Below are 19,127 nucleotides of genomic sequence, written 5' to 3' on the forward strand. Positions count from 1 at the left end.
AGAAAACCTCCTCTTCGTGTTGATCTTTCTTTATTATCGCACAAATAAGAACAAATGTACTGTTTTCTACAACTGTCTTTTTGTTGTGAATTTGCTATAATCAGAGCACATCCTATGTAAAGGGGTAATGGTTCATGTCACTTTATGAAGCGCTCGGTGGTGAGAAGGTTCTCGCATCCCTTATCCGCTCCTTCTATCATCAAGTCTACCACGATTCCTTATTACGTCCTTTGTTTCCTGATGACCGCCGACGTGTCGAACAGGCTCAACTTTCATTTTTGACTCAATTAACCGGAGGTCCGCGTAATCTTAACCAAGAGCCGACGAGCTTAGCGATGATCCATCGCCTCTTACCGATCCGTCGAGAACATGCCGTTCGCTGGCTTGCGCTCATGGAGAAGGCTTCGATTGAGACGATTGCAAATGAAGAGGCACGTCTTCAGCTGATGGAACGACTTCAGATCGGAGCGATGAACGTATTGCGCGTATGTGAGGCGCATCAAATGAATTGAGGGATTTTTCTTTCTCATCAGTCCATTTCCATGTAAAATACTAATTGGAGGCGATAAAACATGGCGGAAGAACAAGAACAACGACCGGAACTCGTAAAGAATGCCATCGAGCAAGCAGAGGCATCATCGAACGAGGACGATACATTAGAGGAACAAACCGAGGAACAGAAAAAACTAGATCACATCAAAGGGCTCGTGACACTCGAGCGTGGATCTGATTATTATCGTGTTGTTTTTTACGATGACCATAAGCACTTGATTTTCAAGGAACTCGATTATGATCGGGTAGATTTCGTAGGTCGTTTCTACAACGATAGCTTTGATCCTACGAATCTTTCAGAGTTAGAAGAGATTGCCGATAAAGCACTCTCGACTTCCTTACGAAAACGGTTCCTATGATGCAGAAAAGCCGTACTCCAAAAGAGGAGAACGGCTTTTCTTATTGTTCCGTCTGTTTGTTCTTGCGGCGGAGTACATAAGCAAGGACGCCACCAGCGACAGCAATTCCGGTTGCTGCCAAGATGGGCAGTAGAACTTTTTTGTTCGATGCAAGCTTTTGTTTGACTTGATCCAGACGTGATTCCTTCGTCTCTTTCAATGCAATCGATGTCCGGCGGTTCATCGTAACGTGCTTCGCAGCATCTGTCACGACGATTCGTTTCGTAACCCAACGGCGGTTACCAGCATCATCAACCACGAGCTGACGCGCCCGTTTGATGCCTTTGATGCGCTTACCCGGTGTGTTTTCAGGTCGAACGATGCGCGAACTGATAAAACGTCTGCCACCCGTCGCACCGAATCCCGGTTGTAATTTTCGGCGATTTAACCATTCATATGATTCATTCATCGTGTCGCGGTATCTACTACCGCTTCACCTCCCTATGATTTCTCTCTCTGATTTGTTTCGCCTTACCTAAGTAAGATTCCTGTTATGTGATTCCACTTTTCAGCGATTCTTAAACTCAGGCAGCTGAAAACGGCGTTGCATCTCGTAAGCCAGTTCCAGTGTTTTAATCCGCTGACGTTCGATACTGTAGGCAGATGCCTCCGTATCGATGCACTGTCCCGTCTGGAATTCGACTTGTACTTTCCCAGATTTCTTTTGAACTGCCTTCATCTGCTTAAAATTAATCCAGACACATTCCGCTTTTTCCTTCGCAGTCGTCGGAAAAAAAATCGTCTGTGCTTGCCAGTCAATCAAGACCGGTGTCTTTCGGTTCGGACCGAGAATATGCCGCGCTGCTTCAATCCTTCCGCGCATCGATGAACCAAAATACAAACATGATTCTTCAATCAGCTTAATCGGATGTCCTTCTAAAATACTTTCAGAATGCTCCCTAATGACAAGCGTTTGCGGTTCGCCATACTGGCCGTACCGTGGAATCAAGGCCAGCGTCTCTTCAGTGATCGGATATGACATATTCTTTGCTCCCTTCCTGGATTATATTGGTTATATCAAACTTCTCGCTTCCTTGCACAAACTCTCGGATTATTTCCTAATCAAAAAAACGAGATCTAAGGATCCCGTTTTTAAAATTCTTCTGTTTTTGGTTCTTCTTGCTCGATGAAATGTCTTGGGAAATTAAAAATCACACAAACTTTTCCGACTCCATTTCCCGCTGATCGATTTTCAATCGCCACGGTTCCGTCATGACGCTCGACGATCCGCTTGACGATGTATAGACCAAGACCAAATTTCCCTTCCTTACCGCGTGAGAACTGATGGAAGAGAGGCGATGAATCATCTAGAGGCGGACCATCATTCTCGATTTCGATATGCACATGATCCGGTGTACCCGATAAACGGATGTTAATCTGTGTTTCCGCATAACGGATCGCATTATCCATGACATTTTCAAGAGCGACACGCAATTGTTCACCCTCGCCGAGAACGATCCCGGCTTCACCACTAACATGCCATTCGAGCGGTTTCGTACCAGAAAAGCGGTTCTTTAACAGATGCACCATACGGTCGATATCGACGTTATCCCATGTCGAACGATCGAGCTCGAAATAATCGAGTTTCGTCACATAAAGAAGTGCTGCGACTTTCTTTTCTAGTCGTTCTGCTTCTTCATCGATGACCGATACGGATCCCGTTAAATCACCATCCGGATAGATTCCGTCCGAAATGGACTGCGCATAACTACGGATGACCATGATGGGTGTTTTCAAATCGTGTGAGATGTTTTGCAATAAGGACTTTTGTGCTTTATCCTGCTTTTCGAGGTCCATCCGCATGGCATCCACGGACCGCGCAAGTCGCCCAATTTCATCCCCACGATCAAGCGGCAGCGGTGTATCCCATTTCTGTGCAGCAATTTTCCCAACGGCTCTCTCGATTTCAACCAGTGGATGGGTCAATCGTCGCGCCAGCCAAAATGCGATGAACAACGTAAAGATACTTCCGATGATGACGACAAAGCCGATTTTCGAGAACAGTTGCGTGATTAATTCTTGGCGATAGGCATCCCAAACGTACGAGACACGGTAATAGGTTTCCCCGTTCTCTTCGATTTTACGGATGCTGTAATAAACGTCCTCTTTATCCAGTCGTGTCGTGTACTTCGCCGTCACCGTCTTTTGATCGATGGCATCGCGATACATCTGATTGATGAGCTGTTGTGGCGCCCCACCATAATAGAGTTTTCCGTTTTTCGATAATAACAGGATGTTGACCGAGCGAGACTCCTGTTTCCGCCGGTCGAATTCAATCGGATTATCTTGGAGCATCTCGATGACCGACGCATCCTTCGAGAAGAAAACCTCACTGTTCTCAAGAGTTGCATAGACTTGTTCATCAATGAAGTTGCCGATCGATGAGCGGATGACAAGAAGAATGACCGCAGAAAGCGTGACGATGACGAGCAGAAACATCGCCCAAATCTGAAATCCGAGACTACGGTTTTTCATGCAGACACCAAACGATATCCGATACCGTAAATCGTTTCAAGTTCAAGTTTGGAAAGCTTTTTACGGACCCGGCGTACTAAATCATCGACGACGCGGTCCGATCCGAAGTAATCGTCCCCCCAGACACTGACGAGAATCTGCTCGCGTGACATCGGCGTCCCGATTTGTGTCGCGAATAGCATCAAGAGGTCGTATTCTTTGGATGTCAAATCGATTTCTTGACCGTTCTCTTCAATGATTCGCTTCTCCGGATAAATCATGTAATCACCATATTGAATCACACCACTTTTAGGAGTCGCATACGTACGTCCCAAGATTTTTTTAACGCGAATGACCAGTTCACGTGGTAGGAACGGCTTCGCGATGTAATCATCTGATCCCATTTCAAGTCCGATGATTTTATCGATATCCTCGTCACGAGCAGAGATGAAAATGACAGGTGTCGTTTCATCATGAGCTTTAATCCGCTTGATCAATTGAAAGCCGTCGATATCCGGAAGCATGATATCTAAAATCCATAGATCTGGTTTTTCTACGATTGCGGACGCTGCCGCTTCACCCGAGGTAAACGATTTGACCTGCCATCCTTCCTGCTCCAAGTACTTCACGAGTACTCGATTCAAGTTCACTTCATCATCGACCAAATAGATTGTATGCATACCTCTCACTCCTTGACTAATGTGCTTTGTTTCAGTGTATCAAAGGAATTCCGCAAAATTATGGGAGAGTGGATAATAATTCAAAAAAACCTCTCTTTTCAGAAGAAAAGAAAGGCAAAGGCACAGATTTTCTATTATTTCACGAGACGAAGTGCCGGGTACGCTACTTGTTCACGCTTTGCCGTCACAGGTGCTGTCTGTTGACGGCGTTCCATTTTTACGACGTGCGTTAAAAATCCAACGCCGCCTCCTAGCAATACTGTAACACCCGACATTAATAGAATCTCCATTATTCTTCGCCACCTTTTCCATCGCAATTGATAATCAGTATCATCCTCAATCTGACTATAGCATGCTGAACCGAAAATGAGAAGCGTTCTCAGAGAATTATTCATCAGAAAACTTTTTTTGTTCCGTTTCATGACGCTTGTGAATGATATCCTTCCAGTCGAACTGTCCCTGCTCAAGTCCATTGATCAAAATTTCAGCTGTTCCGACGTTCGTTGCAAGTGGTAGATCATAGACGTCACATAATCGGATCAATGCTGAAACGTCCGGCTCATGGGGCTGTGCCGTCAATGGATCCCGTAAGAAGATCACGATATCAATTTTCCCTTGTGCCACGAGCGCTCCGATTTCCTGATCTCCGCCGAGTGGTCCGGATTTGCAGCGATGGACATGCAAGTCTGTTGCGTCCATGATTCGTTGTCCGGTCGTTCCTGTCGCGTATAACGTATTTTTCTTAAAAAATGATGCATAGGCACGCGTAAACCCCATCATCTCATCTTTTTTTTCATCATGTGCGATTAACGCAATATTCATCTCTATCCCCTCCTTCTTGTCTATGCACAGAAAAAGAACTTCAGAAACCTGAAGTTCTTGATTCGGCTCATGAATTCGTCGGCTGTTTCTTCAACACAGTCCGCAAAATCTTTCCGGTCGTGTTGCGTGGCAGTTGGTCAATGAACTCGATTTGTGTCGGACATTTGTATTTAGCGAGTGAGGTCGAACAGAACGTTCTTGCTGCTTCTTCCGTCATTTCCTCACGCACGACGACGAACGCCTTGACGGCTTCTCCCATCTCTTCATCCGGCACGCCGATGACGGCTGCTTCGATGACGTTCGGATGTTGATAGAGTACTTCTTCGACCTCTCGTGGGTAGACGTTGTATCCTCCGACGATGATCATGTCTTTCTTCCGGTCGACGATATAGAAGTAACCGTCTTCGTCTCGACGGGCTAAGTCCCCCGTGTACAGCCAGCCGTCGCGTAACGTCGCTTGTGTCTCTTCCGGCATCTTATAGTATCCGGTCATGACATTCGGTCCACGAACGATTAATTCACCGACCTGACCATCCGGCAACTCCTGTCCGAGTTCATCGACGACTTTATTTTCGACATCAACGATCGACGTTCCGATCGATCCCGGCTTCTGCACCCCATTAACTGGGTTAAAACAGGTAACCGGTGATGCTTCCGACAGTCCATACCCTTCAAGGATATGACACTGGAAAGTCTGATCGAATGACTCGAGGAGCGGTACAGGAAGACTTGCTCCTCCGGAGACGAACAAACGCGTTGACTCAAAATAAGTTGCATATTCCGGGTGGGCTTTCACGGTTTGCAGTAAGAAATTATACATCGTCGGAACGCCGGCAAAAATCGTGACCTGTTCTTTTTTCGCCAATTCAAACGTCTCTTGCGGTGAGAAACGTGACGCAATGATGATTGACGCTCCGTGTGCGAGTGAAGCGTTAACGACGACCGTCAAACAAAAGACATGGAACATCGGTAATACAGCAAGTGTTCGATCGCTACTGGATACATGTAGATAATCTCCGATCGAACGTGCATTTGATGTCAGGTTTCGATGCGACAACATCGCGCCTTTTGGTTTTCCTGTCGTCCCACTCGTATAGAGAATGACGGCGATATCGTCCAGTTCATTTGTTACTTCTGTCAATGGATGCTCAATTTCGAGCCAGCGATCAAGTGTAATGAACGTTACGTGTTGCTGCATCTCGTTTGGTCCTTCCTGACCCGCGTAAGGAACAGAGACGACGATCTTAAGGTTTGGTAAATGAACAAGACGATCTTTTGCTGCTTCGACGAGTGGCGCGATTCCTAAAATCCCTTTCACATCACCGTTCATCAGGATATACCCGATCTCATCCGGTGTATATGTAGGATTGATCGGAATCGCAATAGCTCCTTGTTTCATGACGGCGTAATATGCCACTAAGAACGCTGGGCTGTTCCCTAGAATAAGCGCCACATGATCGCCTTTTCGGATCCCGTTTGCTTCAAGCGCACCGGCTGCCCGGTGAAACTTCTCGACGAACTCACGATAGCTGACTTGCGTGTCCTCAAACACATACGCCGTTGAGTCCGGATGTGTTCGAGCTGTTTCCTCCACGGATTGAATCAATCCAAGCATGAGCAAAATTCCCCTTTCGAATGAATGACTATTCATTTTTTACGTAAAAAAAATCCATACGTCGTCAAAATGCGACCGTATGGATAGTGTAACACTTTTTGGAAACGTTTTCACCGAGTTTCTTTTTAACCGTTGACGATGACACCACCGTTTAAGTGAAGAACTTGTCCTGTCATATAACTCGAATCGTTACATGCGAGGAAAACATAGGCAGATGCCATTTCAGCCGGCTGTCCCGGACGATCCATCGGCGTGTTTTTCCCGAATGTCTTGACTGATTCATTTGGGAACGTCTCCGTGATGAGTGGTGTCCAAATCGGACCTGGCGCGACGGCGTTGACACGAATGCCCTCTTTTGCCAGATTCATTGAAAGACTCCGTGTGAAGCTGACGATGGCGCCCTTCGTCGCAGAATAGTCAATCAATAATGCATTTCCTTCATATGCCGTCGACGATGTCGTATTGATGATAGCAGAACCGAGTGAAAGGTGTGGTAAAGCGGCACGCGCCAGACGCATCATCCCGAAAATATTCGTCTTAAATGTCTTCTCCATCGATTCATCCGTGATGTCCGTTAGACGATCTTCCGGTTTTTGCATACTCGCATTGTTGACGATGATATCTAAGCGACCAAAACGGTCGATCGTTTTCTGTACGAGCGTTTCACAATAGTCCGCATCCCCGATGTCGCCTTTAGAGAGCAAGACTTCACCACCTAACTCTTCCAAGCGTGCTTTTGTTTCTTCCGCACCTTCTTGGTCGCCATAAAAGGCGATGACGACCTTTGCTCCTTCCCGGACGTAAGCAATCGAAACAGCACGTCCGATCCCAGAGTTACCTCCTGTGACGATTGCGACCTTTCCTTCTAATTTTCCTGCTGCCTTATAATCATCACGCTCATAATAGGGTAACGGTTGTTCATCTTCCGTCTTCGGTAATCCTTCTGAAATCCGTTCAAAATCTATAAAGTCCGTTAACGAACCTTCTAAAAAGTTATCTTTATTATAGCCCATGAAAAAAACTCCCCCTATGCAGTTGATAGAAGGAGTTTTCCCATAAAGAGTTAGGCTAAAACGTCTAGGACCTCGTCGAGTTCGACAGCCCCAAAATATTTTTTTAACTCATAACGCCCGAGGACTTCACGAAGCGACGCACGGTCATAACGCGAACCTTCCAGCGCCCGCGCGATATCCTCCGCATCCTCGACACCGAAGAAGTCACCGTAAATCTTCGCTTCTTCGATGATGCCTTTTTTGACGTTCAATCGGAAATCAATCGTTCCGATCGGGAAACGTTTTTTATGAATCACATCGAATTTCGGGGATTTCCCGAAATTCCATTCCCAGTTGCCGTAACGTTCTGCTGAGATGGCACGTACTTTATCCCAATCTTCTTCTGTTAAGATATACCGTTCGATCTCTTTCCCTTCATAAATCGAGGCAAGGAGATGATCGACGAATTGTTCCATCGTCAACGGCTCTGTCAGGAATTCTGAAATATTCGCGACACGGCTCCGGACTGATTTAATGCCTTTGGAACGCATCTTCTCTTCGCTGACGACAAGTGCATTGACGACTTCTTCGATATTCGAATCAAGCATCAGTGTACCATGACTAAACATCCGTCCTTTTGTCGTGAACTGAGCGTTCCCACTGATTTTCCGGCTTCCGACATGAATATCGTTTCGTCCGGATAACTCGGCCTCTACTCCGAGTTTATGCAATGCCTGCACGACCGGTTCTGTGAACTTTTTGTAGTTGTTGAACGAATCGCCGTCATCTTTCGTCAAGAAACTGAAGTTCAAGTTTCCTTCGTCATGATACACCGCGCCACCACCCGAAAGGCGACGGACGACATGAATGCCGTTTTCTTCGACATACTTTAAATTGACTTCTTCATTCGTGTTTTGGTTTTTCCCGACGATGATCGAGGGACCATTGATGTAAAACAAGAAATAGTCCTCTTCATTGACGTTCAGGTTGTTCAAGATGAATTCTTCAACAGCGAGATTGATTCGCGCATCGCGAATCTCGGGATGGAAGATGAATTTCATTGGGGATTCGTGCTCCTTTATGATGGAATCAAAATACGATCAGTTACAGCCGTCAACACCACATGCATCGCCTTCCGCGATGACTTCAAGCGTTTGTTCTTGGCGCATCTTCGCGAAAACTTGTTCAAATGCTTCGACTGGTTGGGCACCAGAAATAGCGTATTTCCGGTCAAAGACAAAAAATGGTACGCCGCGGACACCGAGTTGTTGCGCCATTGCTTCTTCTTCCCGAACATCTGTCGCCAGATCTTCTGATGCTAGAAATGCTTTAACATCTGCTTCCAAAAGTCCTGCTTCCACTGCGATTCGTGTCAGAATGGTTGGGTCATTCAAGTCTTCTCCATTCATGAAATAAGCTGTGAACAAGGCTTCTGATACTGCATTCATCTTATCATGTTTTTTAGCGAATTGAGTCAGGCGATGAGCCTCGAATGTATTCGCTGGGATGACACGATCCATTTCGTAGTGCAAGCCTTCTTCGCGTGCCGTATCAACAACACCTTGCGACATGTTTCGGGCTTGTTCAAGCGTCGTTCCGTATTTTGAAGCGAGAATTTCGTATAATCCTTGCGTCGGCACTGCCGGTGCATCTGGATCAAGTTCAAAGCTCTTGAATTCGACCTCGACATCCAACTTTTCGTTTGCAATCGCTTGTTCTAAGCGACGCTTCCCGATATAACAAAACGGACATGCATAATCCGACCATACTTCTACTTTCATCTGTGTTCTCTCCTTTGTGTAATTTCATACATTAAGCATAGTCGCCTCTAGACAGAGTTGCAATCTTTCCGCCCGAGTGGATTCGAATGCGTGCAAAAAAAGAACCAAGACATTGCATCTTGGTTCTTCACTATTTAACACTTATTCTGTTACGAGCGCATGCGCTGCATCTTCGATTTCGATATCGAGTTCTTTCGTGTAAACAGCTGTTTGATCTGCTGTCCAGTTCAGAACCGATTTCATCTCTTCGATGACTGCGTCTTTGTGCGTACGTGCCCAAGCGATATCAAAGAAGACGGCACCTGTACGACGAATGAAGAAGTCGATCGGACGAGCGACCATTTCATGCTCGATACCATAGTGCAACTGTGCGTAGACCGAACGTGGAAGAGCTGTCGTAGCTGCATCATATGCTGCTGCATATTCAAGCACTTTCGGTAAGTTCGAACCGTACCGTTTCGCTAGGAATTGAACTTCCTCTGTTGTTAGACCGTTCGTTGCTGTTTGAGCTTTCAGGAATTCAGCAAATCCTTTTGCTCCGCCGACGTGTCCACCAGACATTGGCATGTTTTTCGTCGAGCAACGTGCATAGGCGACGTTTTCTTCTTTTTTCAAGAGTTTTGCGACGAGATCAACGACGTGCTCGCCCATTTTACGGTATCCAGTCAATTTCCCACCAGCGATCGTGATGAGACCTGATTCAGATTGCCATACTTCGTCTTTACGCGAAATTTCAGAAGGATCTTTTCCTTCTTCATAAATCAATGGACGTACACCAGCCCAGCTTGATTCCACATCTTCCGCTGTCACTTTGACGTCTGGGAACATATAGTGGATCGCGTCTAGGACGTAGTCTTGGTCTTCGACTGTGAACTTCGGATGTGCTGTATCTTTATCGAAGAACGTATCAGTCGTACCGACGTATGCTTTGCCGTCACGTGGAATCGCAAAGATCATCCGACCGTCCGGTGTATCGAAATAGACTGCTTGTTTGAGTGGGAATTTCGATTGATCGATGACGACGTGAACCCCTTTTGTCAGACGAAGTTGTTTCCCGACTTTCGAGCCATCTTTTTCACGTAATTCATCGACCCATGGACCTGTCGCGTTGACGACTTTTTTCGCACGGATTTCATGTACGTCACCTGTCAAGAGGTCCGTCACACGCATTCCGACGACTTTCCCGGCATCGTAGATGATTTCTTCAGCTTTTGTATAGTTGACGACACGTGCGCCGTGGTCGACTGCTTCTTTCATGACTTCGATTGTTAGACGAGCGTCATCTGTGCGGTACTCGACGTAGTAACCGCCGCCTTTGAGACCTTGTTGTTTGACAAGTGGTTCTTTTGCCAATGTTTCTTTCGCAGATAACATTGAACGCCATTCAGAACGTTTAACACCTGCTAAGAAGTCATAGACACGAAGACCGATTGACGTACTGAACGGTCCGAACGTACCGCCTTTATGCATTGGAAGTAACATCCACTCTGGTGTCGTGACGTGTGGTCCGTTTTCGTAAACGATCGCGCGTTCTTTACCGACTTCCGCGACCATCTGTACTTCGAATTGTTTTAAATAACGTAGACCACCATGGACTAATTTCGTTGAACGACTAGACGTACCGGACGCGAAATCCTGCATTTCGACGAGGCCAATCTTCATACCGCGTGACGCTGCATCGAGGGCGATCCCCGCACCTGTGATTCCGCCACCTACGACGAGTAGATCGAGTTCTTCACGTGTCAATCGATTGTAGACATCTGCACGGTTTTTGCTTGAGAATGGTTGGTTAGCCATGAATAGTTCCTCCTGTTTAGGTTCGAAAAAAAAGAGACCACAACAAACACGCTGACTATGTCAACTGCTGCTGTGGTCTCTCCATATTCTCCGACCGATTTATTAACTTGACCTTACTATAACATACATCACATCATTTGAACAACATCGTAGCTTGAACAGCTTTTTGCCATCCACCGTAGAGTGCATCCGTCTCTTCTTTTGCCATGATTGGCTCAAAACGACGTTCTTTTTTCCATTGCGTCGCAATCTGTTCACGGTTTTCAAAGAATCCGACAGCGAGACCTGCGAGGTATGCTGCACCTAACGCTGTTGTCTCGTTGATTTCCGGACGTTCGACCGGCGCTCCGATGATATCACCCTGGAACTGCATCAAGAAGTCGTTCTTAACCGCTCCACCGTCAACACGAAGTGTCTTCATCTCGATGCCTGAATCCTGTTCCATCGCAGACAGGACATCGCGTGTCTGATAAGCGAGTGATTCAAGTGTCGCGCGGATGAAGTGCTCTTTTTCCGTCCCACGTGTTAAACCGAAGACTGCCCCACGGACATCAGAATCCCAGTAAGGTGTGCCAAGACCGACGAATGCCGGTACGACGTAGACACCGTCTGAGGACGTGACACGTGTTGCATATCCTTCCGATTCTTTCGCATCATCAATGAGACGTAAGCCGTCACGTAACCATTGAATCGCAGAACCTGCAACAAAAATACTTCCTTCTAAGGCATATTCGACTTTTCCGTCGACGCCCCACGCAATTGTCGTCAGCAATCCATTGTCGGATTTGACAGCTTCTTCTCCCGTGTTCATCAACATGAAACAGCCTGTACCGTATGTGTTTTTCGCCATTCCTGTATCAAAACATGCTTGACCGAACAATGCGGCTTGCTGATCGCCCGCTGCACCAGCAATTGGAACTGCTTCTCCGAAGAAGTGATAGCCTGCTGTCTCTGCGTAGACTTCTGAAGAGGGACGTACTTCCGGAAGCATCGCTTTCGGTACATCTAAGATATCGAGTAACTCGTCATCCCATTTTAATTCGTGAATGTTGTACATTAACGTACGACTTGCATTCGAATAGTCGGTCACATGTGCTTTTCCGCCGGATAATTTCCAGATGAGCCACGTATCGATCGTCCCGAACAAGAGTTCACCACGTTCAGCACGCTCCCGCGCTCCTTCAACATGATCTAAAATCCATTTGACCTTCGTGCCAGAGAAATAAGCGTCGATCAACAGACCTGTCTTCTCGCGGAAGAGCTCGGCATGACCGGCTTTTCGAAGGTCTTCACAAATTTCAGCCGTTTGTCTCGATTGCCACACGACTGCGTTATGAATCGGTTTTCCCGTCTCCTTCTCCCAGACGACAGCTGTTTCCCGTTGGTTCGTAATTCCGATACCGGCAATTTGCGACGGTTTCACATCGGCTTCTGTCAGACAAGTCGCAACGACCGCTAGGACACTTCCCCAAATCTCGTTCGCGTTGTGTTCGACCCAACCTGGTTTCGGAAAGTACTGTGTGAATTCCTGTTGTGCTGACTGCACGATCTCACCAGCACGATTGAATAAAATCGCACGTGTACTCGTCGTTCCCTGATCCAATGACAAAATGTAGTTCTCCATCTCTTCCCCATCCTTTTGTATCTAAATAAGTTAAGCTGACTTTGACTTCACTGACGTTGTTTTGTTCGGACGAACACCGAATCTATAGCATAAGCCTAATATGACGATTGTCACAAGTCCTACAACCCAAAAAGCCGGTGTCTCTTTTCCTGTGAAGACCGAACGATAAAACAATCCGCCAATGCTTCCTCCGAGAACAGGTCCAAGAACCGGAATCCAAGAGTAAGCCCAGTTCGATGATCCTTTTCCGTGAATCGGCAAGATGAAGTGGGCGATCCGTGGACCAAGGTCCCGCGCCGGATTCATCGCATATCCTGTCGTTCCCCCGAATGACATACCGAGGCTGACGATCAAGAATCCGACGATCAATGGATTCAGACCATCTGAAAACTTATTTGCCCCAATCGATAACAATCCGATGACGAGCAAGAAGGTCGCAATCATTTCACTTATTAGATTAGCAAAGGTGTGTGGAATCGCTGGAGATGTTGCAAAAACGCCAAGTTTCGTCGCCGGATCTTTCGTTTCCGCCCAGTGCGGCAAATAATGGACAAAGACGAGACTCGCACCAAGTATTCCGCCAGCGATTTGAGCCACGATGTAACCCGGTACTTCTGACCAAGCAAACGAACCGTCAAAGGCTAAACCAAGCGTCACTGCTGGGTTCAGGTGTGCCCCACTGAATTGACCAACCGCATATGCTGCGATGGCAACGGCAAACCCCCATGCGAATGTGATGACGATCCAACCGGCATCCTTCGCAAACGATTTGGTTAGACTGACACCTGCCCCGACACCATTTCCAAGTGCAACGAGTAAGGCAGTTCCTAAAAACTCCGCTAATAAGGGTGACATATGTATTCCTCCTTTTTATTATGTGAAAAAAGCAACAAAAAAGGGAGGTCCACGTCAGCTCAAGCTTGAACATCGTTCAAGCGGAACTCACACGTGAATCTCCCTTTTCTCCGTCACTTTGTATCAACTTGATTTCACTATAACAATCATTGAAAACGCTGTCAAATATTCCGTATGATTTCCATCACACGCGGATTATGGACGCGGTTCAAAATGACGCCACAAGTCCTTATTCGAGGTCGTAATGCTCGATGCACCGGCTTGGATTGCCTGTTCGACTTCCTCGACCGTATCGATGAGTCCTCCGGCAAAGACAAGACGTCCTGTCTTTTCTTTGACTTCTTGAATATACTTCGGCATCAATCCTGGTAGTACTTCGATGTAATCGGGCTGTGTGCGCTCCATGAGCTGATAGCTTTTTTCGAGCGAGCTCGAATCAAGCAAAAACATCCGTTGCATCGTCTTGACCTTTTTTTGCCGTGCTTTCAAGATGACACTCGCTTTTGTCGAGATGACACCGTAAGGCTTCAGTTCTTGGCAGACGTATTCCGTTGCATACTCGTCATTTTTCAATCCTTGGACGAGGTCCATATGCAAAAACATTTTTTTATCGTACCGATGCGCCATCTCGTAGACCGCTTTCAAGCGGGACACGTGCATCTCGAGTAAGACGCCATATTCATACGGACTTTTCAGCATCTTCTCAAAGTCCTCTAATTTTCTGACGGATGGCAGGATTTTCTGTCCGAAATATGTCATACGTTTTCCCCCTGTTTCCTGATGTGTCCTAAGTATGTCGTGAAACATCAGGATTACGCAATGCTCTTTTCATGAAAATAAGTGAAAAGACGGCTACGATTAGGGTATAGCTTAAACGAAACCATTTATTTTAGGAGGTGAACGCGCAGTCCTTTCGTCTGTGCACGTCAATGAGTCAGCAAAAACGGATCGTCATCTATTTATTCTCCATTCTAATCAATGCTTTAGGTAACAGCTTCATGGTGACCGCCTCGATCGGCAGTGCACCCTGGACTTCTGCAAGCGAGGCCGTCGCGGCCATCTCACCACTGACTGTCGGCTTATCGATCATCGTCTTACATGTACTCGCTTTGATCACAGCACTTTTCCTCGGAAGTCGCTTCAGTTGGTGGACAATCGTTCTCAGCTTTGCACTCGTTGTTTTGTTCGGTGCTGCGATTGACTTTTTCCTATCCATTCATCAATTGATTTATACACCACAAGGACTGTGGATGCGTGCTTTATACATGTTAATCGGGATGCCGCTCATCTCACTCGGTCTCGCACTCTATCTTCAGATCGGATTCGTCTTGATGCCGCCAGATTATTTGATGAAATCACTGATCAGCCGCTTTAAAAGCACCTCGCTCGGAGCAACGATCAGCCTTGGCATTCCGTTTTTGATCGCGAGCCTTTTTTCACTGATTGAACGCGAACTGATCGGCATCGGTGTCGGAACATTCATTTTTCTACTGTTGAACGGTCCGCTCATCGAATGGTTCCAGCGCATCTTCCCGATTACGGCACGTCCGCCGAAACGAACCACCTCCTGAATGCCTGATAAAAACGTCCACCGGTTAGAATGTTCATCTAGCCGGTGGACGTTTTTACATTACGTATAAGATTTTTTTTGGAACACAAGCACAGAAGCACCTAATAACACGATGATATGCGCCAGGACGAAGATTGCCGAAAACGTCATGGAAGTCCCCATTGCTTCTCCTAACATGTAGCTATTAGAATCTTTGAAGTACATCGACCAGTCGAGATGCATGAATACGATCCATTTCGCGATAGCCGGCTTAAAGCTGATCAAGATAGAACCGGCGATTGACGTAAAGAACTGCGCCAGTACAGTGAAACCGATGATCATCCCAACCGAACGGAATAACAATGAGAAGAACAGCGTCATGAATATCGTAAAGATCGGACTGACGACTTCAACGATCGTGTCGCGGAATAGAATCGGATCTCCTGCCTCTGAAAACGTAAAGGAACCCGCATAAACGACCACAGCGATGAATACGAATTGCAATAACATGATGAAGATTGAGAAGAGCAGCTTCGAGAAGTAAATCGTCATCCGGGAATAGGGACTCATCAGTAAATGCTTCATCGTATCATAACGTACTTCATTCCCGATGACCTCTGCCGTAAAGACAATCGTGATGATCCCTAGCAGGGAGGTCAGCAACAGAAACGTTAAGGAGTAGTAGTCATAACGTGTGAACTCGAAATCATTTGTCTTCGCAATGATGATGATACCGACTGCGATGACGACGTATAATGCTAAAACAATCTTCGCTTTTTTCGTCGTCCACCATTTCATCCATTCATTTTGTATGAGCGAAAGCATGTGCATCCCCCTCTTTCTTCGTTACTTGTAGGAATTGTTCCTCGAGCGTCAAGCGTTTGACGGTCAATTCATGTAGATCAGCAATCGGCACGACGAGTCGAGCAATGACCGGGCATTCACTTTCCGGTGCCGTGATAATGATTTTATCCTCGAGTACTTCTGATGGATAATTTGCGACGCGAAGGGCATCGAGTACATCCGTCATCGCTTCTGCATTGACACGCAGTGCGATTTTCGCTCCGGTTTCATTCCGAACGGACTCGACCGACTTGATGACACCTTGATCAATGATCGCGTAGCGATCACTGATCTGTTCCATCTCACTCAACATATGGCTTGAAATCAAAATCGCGATATCCTGCTCACGTGCCATTTGTCGTAAATATTCACGGAGTTCTGCGATTCCGGACGGATCGAGACCATTCGTCGGCTCATCTAAAATCAAGACGCGCGGGTTATGTAGCAGGGCACGGGCAATCCCGAGTCGTTGCTTCATCCCAAGTGAATACTCTCCGACTTTCTTCGAAAGCTTTCCTTCGAGACCGACAAGTCGTGCCAAAGCATCGTAATCGACCTGACCGATCCCCGGAATCAGATTTTTGGCATGAATTAAATTTTGTTTTCCTGTCAAATAGGGATAAAATGCCGGATTTTCGACGATTGCCCCGATTTGCGTCAACGCTTTCGAACGTTCTTCCACGACATCGAATCCATTGACCGTGACTTTTCCTGCATCCTGCTCAAGCAGACCGGTTATGATACGAATCGTTGTTGTCTTACCCGCTCCGTTTGGTCCGAGGAAACCGAACACTTCACCTGGGGATACCTCAAAACTGACGTCTTTTAGAATCTGTTCTTTTCCGAGACGCTTTGAGATATTTTCAATCTTTAACATCTGCTCTTCCTCCTCGTTCGTATTTTGTCTATGCTATATAGTGTACGTCAGTTTTTCAGGAAAGTTCCATTTCTTACAAATATGTAATCTGATTCCAGATGAATTTCTATGATTAAAGAATTTGATTCCATCCATAAAGGAGACGACGATGATTTCTTTTGAGAAGGTGACGGAACAACATTTCCCGATCATTCAATCCTTGTATGCCACTGTACCCGAATATGCACGTATGGAAAAACGTGAACTGCCTCTTTCCGATTCTATCTTACAGGAAGAATTCCTCCATCCCGATACGGTATCATTGATTGGGTATAACGAGGGAGAGCCGGTCTTATTGATCGACTATTTACCGAAACATCCGCGAGACGGTACACCTTGGATCGGTTTATTCTTACTCGCTGCTTCCCAGCACGGTACAGGTACTAGCAGTCGGTTACTGACCGCCTTTTTCGATCAGTTTTTAAACCGAGAATTACAGGTTCATCTCGCAGTATTACCTGATAATTTAAAAGCGCGTCGTTTTTGGATAAAAAACGGATTCCGCTTCGTGCGACCGAGCATCTCGAACCGCGGGCAGCAAGTAGATGTATACGTATGTGATTTGAATAAGAACAAATGAAAATGTATGAATGGAGTATTCCGAAATGCCGAGACCTTCACTTCGCTTTGATGCCCTGCTCGCAGGATTGATTTCTCTATTATTTTTAAGCATGACACTGTTGTTGACCTTCTTCATTAGTCACCATTCGACGAATCGGCTTCAATCCGAAGTTGAAATGAACCTGTCAACGTCCGCTCACCAACTATCCGATAAACTCGATCATTATATGTGGTCACGCTATGCAGAAGTAAAGTTGCTCGGCTCCTTGCCGGCGATTCAACAAACGGATCAAACAGCAGAAACACGTCAGACACTCGAAGAATTACAACGGCAGATCCCTGATTTTTCCTGGATTGGTCGCTTGGATGCGAAGGGCAATGTCATCGCCTCAACGAATCAGATCCTTGAAGGAACCTCCATCAAGGAACGTCCCGTCTTTCAGCAAGCTTTATCACAACCGTTCATCGGTGACGTCCATGAAGCTGTTCTACTTGCAAAATTATTACCAAATCCAAGTGGCGAGCCACTCCAATTCGTTGATATCAGTACACCTTTATATGATAAGGAACGATTTTCAGGAGTGCTTGCAACACATCTCAGTTTCGAATGGGCTAAAGCGATCGAACAAAGTTTCCAGAGCGCCACCTCTTCTCTCCAACAAGTCGATGTCTTCATCATTAGTCAAGACCGGAAGACGATTTTGCTTGGACCAAACGGATGGAGTGGTAAAACATTGCCTGATAGCGTAACACTAACGTCAAATGCTTCGGCGACCGCTTTTTGGAAAGGAAAAGAATTTGTCTCTAGTCAAAGTACGAGTCGTGGTTACAAAGACTATGACGGACTCGGTTGGACGGTTCTCGTGCGTCAACCGACCTCTGTTGCCTTCGCTGATGCCGATGCCTTACGTCAAACGATTTTCATAGCGGGATTGATTGCCTCTCTCATCACAGCGGTGCTCGGCTGGATGTTAGCAAAACTGCTGACACGGCCACTCTTGAAAATCACACGCGCGGCGCAACAAATGCAGGAAGACCCGGCGAAATCACTTCCGAACCATCACGGAATCCGGGAAATCGAGACCTTGACAGATGCCTTACAGCAACTGATTCGTCGATTGCTTCATATCGAACAAGAGAAATTGACATTTGAACGCTTATCGCAACGCGATAGCCTAACAGGTCTCGCGAATCGAAATGGTCTTGCGCAATACATCGAACAATTACCTGCAGAAACGCATTCCATCTACCTCTGTCTTGATTTAGATGGTTTTAAAGCAGTCAACGATACCTATGGTCACGCACTGGGTGATCTTCTCCTGATCGAAGTGGGACAACGTCTCGAACAATTGCTACCGCCTGGCGGCTTCGTGGCTCGCCTTGGTGGTGATGAGTTCATCATCGTCTTAACGACACAATCGTTAATAGAAGCACAATACTTAGGAGAACAATGGATCGCTCACGTCTCGATGCCGTATCACTTAGAAGAACAAACCGTCCACATCGGGATGAGTATCGGAGTCGCCGAACAGATGACAGGAGAATCACTCGAACAAGTCATGCATCGCGCTGATTTAGCGCTCTATCGTTCGAAGCAAAACGGCAGAGGATGTATGTCCGTTCATTGACCATTCAGGACGGAGGATTGACAAGCGCAGCTCTCCTCCGTAAGGTGAACGAGAAGCGTA

The 19,127-nt window shown here is 46.5% G+C and carries 21 protein-coding genes; 5 read left to right on the forward strand and 16 right to left on the reverse strand.

The features are described from left to right. Positions 1 to 134: 134 nt before the first annotated feature. Both ACRPK8_RS11345 and ACRPK8_RS11350 read left to right on the forward strand, forming a co-directional pair. On the forward strand, positions 135 to 512 hold the full coding sequence (locus ACRPK8_RS11345) for a truncated hemoglobin (RefSeq protein WP_432238314.1): 378 nt from the start codon (positions 135 to 137) through the stop codon (positions 510 to 512). Positions 513 to 572: 60 nt separating this feature from the next. Next, positions 573 to 911, forward strand: coding sequence for a hypothetical protein (locus ACRPK8_RS11350; protein ID WP_432238315.1), 339 nt, complete (start codon positions 573 to 575; stop codon positions 909 to 911). Positions 912 to 951: 40 nt separating this feature from the next. Here ACRPK8_RS11350 and ACRPK8_RS11355 read toward each other — a convergent pair whose 3' ends face one another. From ACRPK8_RS11355 to ACRPK8_RS11420, 14 genes are all read right to left on the reverse strand, one after another. Continuing rightward, a complete protein-coding gene (locus ACRPK8_RS11355; protein ID WP_432238316.1) occupies positions 952 to 1,359 on the reverse strand; it encodes a hypothetical protein in 408 nt (135 codons plus the stop codon). Between the two features lie 99 nt (positions 1,360 to 1,458). Next, positions 1,459 to 1,932, reverse strand: a complete 474-nt coding sequence (locus tag ACRPK8_RS11360) for a competence protein ComK (protein ID WP_432238317.1) — start codon at positions 1,930 to 1,932, stop codon at positions 1,459 to 1,461. Between the two features lie 110 nt (positions 1,933 to 2,042). After that, positions 2,043 to 3,425, reverse strand: a complete 1,383-nt coding sequence (locus ACRPK8_RS11365; protein WP_432238318.1) for a HAMP domain-containing sensor histidine kinase — start codon at positions 3,423 to 3,425, stop codon at positions 2,043 to 2,045. Further along, a complete protein-coding gene (locus ACRPK8_RS11370) occupies positions 3,422 to 4,084 on the reverse strand; it encodes a response regulator transcription factor (protein WP_432238319.1) in 663 nt (220 codons plus the stop codon). Before ACRPK8_RS11370 ends, ACRPK8_RS11365 begins: the two co-directional genes overlap by 4 nt. A gap of 134 nt (positions 4,085 to 4,218) precedes the next feature. Continuing rightward, on the reverse strand, positions 4,219 to 4,374 hold the full coding sequence (locus tag ACRPK8_RS11375; RefSeq protein ID WP_432238320.1) for a hypothetical protein: 156 nt from the start codon (positions 4,372 to 4,374) through the stop codon (positions 4,219 to 4,221). Between the two features lie 97 nt (positions 4,375 to 4,471). Next, positions 4,472 to 4,906, reverse strand: coding sequence for a methylglyoxal synthase (mgsA, locus tag ACRPK8_RS11380; protein ID WP_432238321.1), 435 nt, complete (start codon positions 4,904 to 4,906; stop codon positions 4,472 to 4,474). A 67-nt stretch (positions 4,907 to 4,973) separates the two neighbouring features. After that, the gene (locus ACRPK8_RS11385; RefSeq protein ID WP_432238322.1) at positions 4,974 to 6,521 is read right to left on the reverse strand and encodes a fatty acid--CoA ligase family protein; all 1,548 of its coding nucleotides are present in this window, start codon (positions 6,519 to 6,521) and stop codon (positions 4,974 to 4,976) included. A gap of 125 nt (positions 6,522 to 6,646) precedes the next feature. Next, a complete protein-coding gene (locus tag ACRPK8_RS11390) occupies positions 6,647 to 7,534 on the reverse strand; it encodes an SDR family oxidoreductase (RefSeq protein WP_432238323.1) in 888 nt (295 codons plus the stop codon). Positions 7,535 to 7,584: 50 nt separating this feature from the next. Further along, a complete protein-coding gene (locus tag ACRPK8_RS11395) occupies positions 7,585 to 8,574 on the reverse strand; it encodes a lipoate--protein ligase (RefSeq protein ID WP_432238324.1) in 990 nt (329 codons plus the stop codon). 39 nt (positions 8,575 to 8,613) lie between these two features. Further along, positions 8,614 to 9,294, reverse strand: a complete 681-nt coding sequence (locus ACRPK8_RS11400) for a DsbA family oxidoreductase (RefSeq protein WP_432238325.1) — start codon at positions 9,292 to 9,294, stop codon at positions 8,614 to 8,616. Positions 9,295 to 9,435: 141 nt separating this feature from the next. Beyond that, positions 9,436 to 11,091: a glycerol-3-phosphate dehydrogenase/oxidase gene (locus ACRPK8_RS11405; RefSeq protein WP_432238326.1), complete on the reverse strand. Its 1,656-nt coding sequence runs from the start codon at positions 11,089 to 11,091 to the stop codon at positions 9,436 to 9,438. A gap of 133 nt (positions 11,092 to 11,224) precedes the next feature. Continuing rightward, complete coding sequence (glpK, locus tag ACRPK8_RS11410) at positions 11,225 to 12,715, reverse strand: glycerol kinase GlpK (RefSeq protein ID WP_432238327.1); 1,491 nt, start codon at positions 12,713 to 12,715, stop codon at positions 11,225 to 11,227. A 30-nt stretch (positions 12,716 to 12,745) separates the two neighbouring features. After that, complete coding sequence (locus tag ACRPK8_RS11415; protein WP_432238328.1) at positions 12,746 to 13,570, reverse strand: MIP/aquaporin family protein; 825 nt, start codon at positions 13,568 to 13,570, stop codon at positions 12,746 to 12,748. Between the two features lie 195 nt (positions 13,571 to 13,765). Continuing rightward, positions 13,766 to 14,329 carry a glycerol-3-phosphate responsive antiterminator gene (locus ACRPK8_RS11420; RefSeq protein WP_432238329.1) on the reverse strand — a complete coding sequence of 188 codons (564 nt, stop codon included), beginning with the start codon at positions 14,327 to 14,329 and terminating at the stop codon, positions 13,766 to 13,768. 170 nt (positions 14,330 to 14,499) lie between these two features. Between ACRPK8_RS11420 and ACRPK8_RS11425 the strand changes: the two genes are divergently transcribed. After that, positions 14,500 to 15,141: a YczE/YyaS/YitT family protein gene (locus ACRPK8_RS11425; RefSeq protein ID WP_432238330.1), complete on the forward strand. Its 642-nt coding sequence runs from the start codon at positions 14,500 to 14,502 to the stop codon at positions 15,139 to 15,141. Positions 15,142 to 15,200: 59 nt separating this feature from the next. On the opposite strand, the gene ACRPK8_RS11430 is transcribed toward ACRPK8_RS11425, so the two are convergent. After that, the gene (locus ACRPK8_RS11430) at positions 15,201 to 15,944 is read right to left on the reverse strand and encodes an ABC transporter permease (protein ID WP_432238331.1); all 744 of its coding nucleotides are present in this window, start codon (positions 15,942 to 15,944) and stop codon (positions 15,201 to 15,203) included. Next, complete coding sequence (locus tag ACRPK8_RS11435; protein WP_432238332.1) at positions 15,922 to 16,839, reverse strand: ABC transporter ATP-binding protein; 918 nt, start codon at positions 16,837 to 16,839, stop codon at positions 15,922 to 15,924. Before ACRPK8_RS11435 ends, ACRPK8_RS11430 begins: the two co-directional genes overlap by 23 nt. A gap of 166 nt (positions 16,840 to 17,005) precedes the next feature. Here ACRPK8_RS11435 and ACRPK8_RS11440 point away from each other — a divergent pair, with 166 nt between their 5' ends. Next, positions 17,006 to 17,458 carry an N-acetyltransferase family protein gene (locus tag ACRPK8_RS11440; protein WP_432238333.1) on the forward strand — a complete coding sequence of 151 codons (453 nt, stop codon included), beginning with the start codon at positions 17,006 to 17,008 and terminating at the stop codon, positions 17,456 to 17,458. Positions 17,459 to 17,483: 25 nt separating this feature from the next. Beyond that, positions 17,484 to 19,067: a diguanylate cyclase domain-containing protein gene (locus ACRPK8_RS11445; RefSeq protein ID WP_432238334.1), complete on the forward strand. Its 1,584-nt coding sequence runs from the start codon at positions 17,484 to 17,486 to the stop codon at positions 19,065 to 19,067. Positions 19,068 to 19,127: the final 60 nt, after the last annotated feature.

The sequence above is a fragment of the Exiguobacterium sp. TDN 0502 genome (genome assembly GCF_050846835.1).
Lineage (GTDB): Bacteria > Bacillota > Bacilli > Exiguobacteriales > Exiguobacteriaceae > Exiguobacterium_A.

Excerpts from the sequence above, each read along its gene's own strand:
- ACRPK8_RS11345 (WP_432238314.1), top strand. The coding sequence starts at position 135 with ATGTCACTTTATGAAGCGCTCGGTGGTGAGAAGGTTCTCGCATCCCTT.
- ACRPK8_RS11350 (WP_432238315.1), top strand. The coding sequence starts at position 573 with ATGGCGGAAGAACAAGAACAACGACCGGAACTCGTAAAGAATGCCATC.
- ACRPK8_RS11355 (WP_432238316.1), bottom strand. The coding sequence starts at position 1,359 with ATGAATGAATCATATGAATGGTTAAATCGCCGAAAATTACAACCGGGA.
- ACRPK8_RS11360 (WP_432238317.1), bottom strand. The coding sequence starts at position 1,932 with ATGTCATATCCGATCACTGAAGAGACGCTGGCCTTGATTCCACGGTAC.
- ACRPK8_RS11365 (WP_432238318.1), bottom strand. The coding sequence starts at position 3,425 with ATGAAAAACCGTAGTCTCGGATTTCAGATTTGGGCGATGTTTCTGCTC.
- ACRPK8_RS11370 (WP_432238319.1), bottom strand. The coding sequence starts at position 4,084 with ATGCATACAATCTATTTGGTCGATGATGAAGTGAACTTGAATCGAGTA.
- ACRPK8_RS11375 (WP_432238320.1), bottom strand. The coding sequence starts at position 4,374 with ATGGAGATTCTATTAATGTCGGGTGTTACAGTATTGCTAGGAGGCGGC.
- mgsA (WP_432238321.1), bottom strand. The coding sequence starts at position 4,906 with ATGAATATTGCGTTAATCGCACATGATGAAAAAAAAGATGAGATGATG.
- ACRPK8_RS11385 (WP_432238322.1), bottom strand. The coding sequence starts at position 6,521 with ATGCTTGGATTGATTCAATCCGTGGAGGAAACAGCTCGAACACATCCG.
- ACRPK8_RS11390 (WP_432238323.1), bottom strand. The coding sequence starts at position 7,534 with ATGGGCTATAATAAAGATAACTTTTTAGAAGGTTCGTTAACGGACTTT.
- ACRPK8_RS11395 (WP_432238324.1), bottom strand. The coding sequence starts at position 8,574 with ATGAAATTCATCTTCCATCCCGAGATTCGCGATGCGCGAATCAATCTC.
- ACRPK8_RS11400 (WP_432238325.1), bottom strand. The coding sequence starts at position 9,294 with ATGAAAGTAGAAGTATGGTCGGATTATGCATGTCCGTTTTGTTATATC.
- ACRPK8_RS11405 (WP_432238326.1), bottom strand. The coding sequence starts at position 11,091 with ATGGCTAACCAACCATTCTCAAGCAAAAACCGTGCAGATGTCTACAAT.
- glpK (WP_432238327.1), bottom strand. The coding sequence starts at position 12,715 with ATGGAGAACTACATTTTGTCATTGGATCAGGGAACGACGAGTACACGT.
- ACRPK8_RS11415 (WP_432238328.1), bottom strand. The coding sequence starts at position 13,570 with ATGTCACCCTTATTAGCGGAGTTTTTAGGAACTGCCTTACTCGTTGCA.
- ACRPK8_RS11420 (WP_432238329.1), bottom strand. The coding sequence starts at position 14,329 with ATGACATATTTCGGACAGAAAATCCTGCCATCCGTCAGAAAATTAGAG.
- ACRPK8_RS11425 (WP_432238330.1), top strand. The coding sequence starts at position 14,500 with ATGAGTCAGCAAAAACGGATCGTCATCTATTTATTCTCCATTCTAATC.
- ACRPK8_RS11430 (WP_432238331.1), bottom strand. The coding sequence starts at position 15,944 with ATGCTTTCGCTCATACAAAATGAATGGATGAAATGGTGGACGACGAAA.
- ACRPK8_RS11435 (WP_432238332.1), bottom strand. The coding sequence starts at position 16,839 with ATGTTAAAGATTGAAAATATCTCAAAGCGTCTCGGAAAAGAACAGATT.
- ACRPK8_RS11445 (WP_432238334.1), top strand. The coding sequence starts at position 17,484 with ATGCCGAGACCTTCACTTCGCTTTGATGCCCTGCTCGCAGGATTGATT.